Raw genomic sequence first — 1,988 nt, 5'->3', positions numbered from 1 at the left:
CGTTGCCGGACAATGGGCTTGTGGACTTCGCTGACGACTGCTGTCTTGCCAATCCCTGAAAACCCAGCAACGAGCATCATCTCGCTGCGACCTTGACTGACGCGCTCAAAGGCAGTTAATAGTGTTTCTACTTCTGTTTGCCGTCCGTAAAGCTTTTCTGAGATGAGAAAGCGATCGCAAATATCGCGTTGCCCTAATTCAAATAGTTCGATTTTTCCGTCTTGTAATTGCTGCAAGCATCGCTCTAAATCGTGCTTGAGTCCTAGCACGTTTTGATAGCGCTCTTCGGCATTTTTCGCCATCAGTTTAGTGACGATGTTTGACAGCACCAAGGGAATCTTGGGATTTAAACTATGAACTGTAGGAGGCTGCTTGGCAACGTGACAGTGAACTAATTCCATCGGGTCTCCCGATGTCCAGGGCAACTGTCCGGTTAGCAGTTCAAAGAAGGTGACACCGAGCGAATAGAAATCGCTGCGATAGTCAATTCCCCGGTTCATGCGTCCGGTTTGTTCTGGGGAAAGATAAGCGAGGGTGCCTTCTAGTCCGTTTGGATTTTGAGTGGTATAGGTTTCGCGAGGCAGCAAAGACGAAATGCTGAAGTCAATGAGCTTGACTTGTTTGGTTTCGGGATTAATTAGAATGTTGACGGGTTTAAGGTCTTTGTGAATGACTCGGTTTCGGTAGAGTCCGTTGAGAATGTCACTCAATTGCAATGCGATTTCTAAAAACTCATCTAGTGCGAGTGCATGAGTTAAGGCATATTCTTTGAGCGAAACCCCGCCAAAATCCTCCATGACTAGGGCATAGCTGTTGCGATAGGTTTCTAGGCTGTAAGGTGCAACCGCTCCCGCTAGAGATAGATTCTTGGCAATGATGTACTGGTTGCGGAATTGCAGCAGTTCGCTGAAGCTGGGATACTCTCGTTTCAAAAGTTTGATGACAACTCGATGCTGGTCTATTTCTCGGATGGCTCGAAAGACTAGGGTTCTGGAACCGCTGTAGAGTTGCTCCGTCAGACGGTAGCCGGGAATGGTATCGATCAAATCTACGGCTGCATTTATCATGGACTATCCCAATCTCCTATATTAAGTTTTAACAGTTAATCTGGACTTCGATTTGCGAGGTTGAACGGTGATAGCACTTCGACCTCACCCTTTCACCGGCAACAAGATTACAAATTCAGTTCCTTGATGGAGTACAGAGTTGACATCGAGCTCCCCCCTATGTTGTTCTACTACAATCTGGCGGGCGATCGCCAATCCCAACCCCGTTCCTTTACCGACTACCTTGGTGGTAAACAAGTGGTTAAAGATGCGCTGTTGTACCTCTTGATTCATCCCGAGGCCATTGTCAGCAATGCCAATTGTCACCCACTCCTGATTCTTTTTTTGTGTGCTAATCGTGATGCGATTGGGATTGGCTTTAATCTCGGCAAAACTGCGTCCCTGATTCCATGATTCTAACGCATCAATCGCGTTTGCCAAGATATTCATGAACACTTGATTGAGCTGCCCGGGGAAGCACTCAACTGCTGGCAGGTTCCCGTATTGTTTGACAACTTCAATTTCTGGACGGTCATCATTTCCCTTCAAACGGTGTTTGAGAATCAGAATGGTACTATCGATTCCTTCGTGAATATTAAAAGGAACTTTATAATCTCGGTCAGCTCTCGAAAAGGTTCGCAGGCTGGTGCTAATGCCGCGAATCCGTTCGACTCCCAGATTCATTGAATCAATTAACTTTGGCAAGTCTTGCCTCACATATTCTAAATCGATTGCTTCGATTTCTTCTTCAATTTCAGCATCGGGATGGGGTAACTTTTTCTCATACAGGTCAATCAGCCCAAATAGGTCTTTGATATAATCTTGGGCTGGTTCAAGGTTGCCGGCAATGAAGCCGACCGGATTGTTACAGCACTTTGCGTGACTAAGAGGTACAGTAACAGCAGTGAGCAAAATAATTTTTGATTTGCTTAGTTGAACATA

2 protein-coding genes are annotated in these 1,988 nt (G+C 45.9%); both read right to left on the bottom strand.

The features are described from left to right. A partial coding sequence (locus QUA23_RS30825; RefSeq protein WP_333079677.1) for a protein kinase domain-containing protein occupies window positions 1-1,067 on the bottom strand: 1,067 nt, incomplete at its 3' end. Window positions 1,068-1,151: 84 nt separating this feature from the next. Then, window positions 1,152-1,988 (bottom strand): ATP-binding protein (locus QUA23_RS30820; protein ID WP_333079678.1); only part of this gene is annotated, 837 nt, incomplete at its 5' end.

Origin of the sequence: Microcoleus sp. Pol1C5 (genome assembly GCF_036701115.1) — a bacterium.
Lineage (GTDB): Bacteria > Cyanobacteriota > Cyanobacteriia > Cyanobacteriales > Microcoleaceae > Microcoleus.
This window is presented reverse-complemented; position numbering and strand designations above follow the sequence as displayed.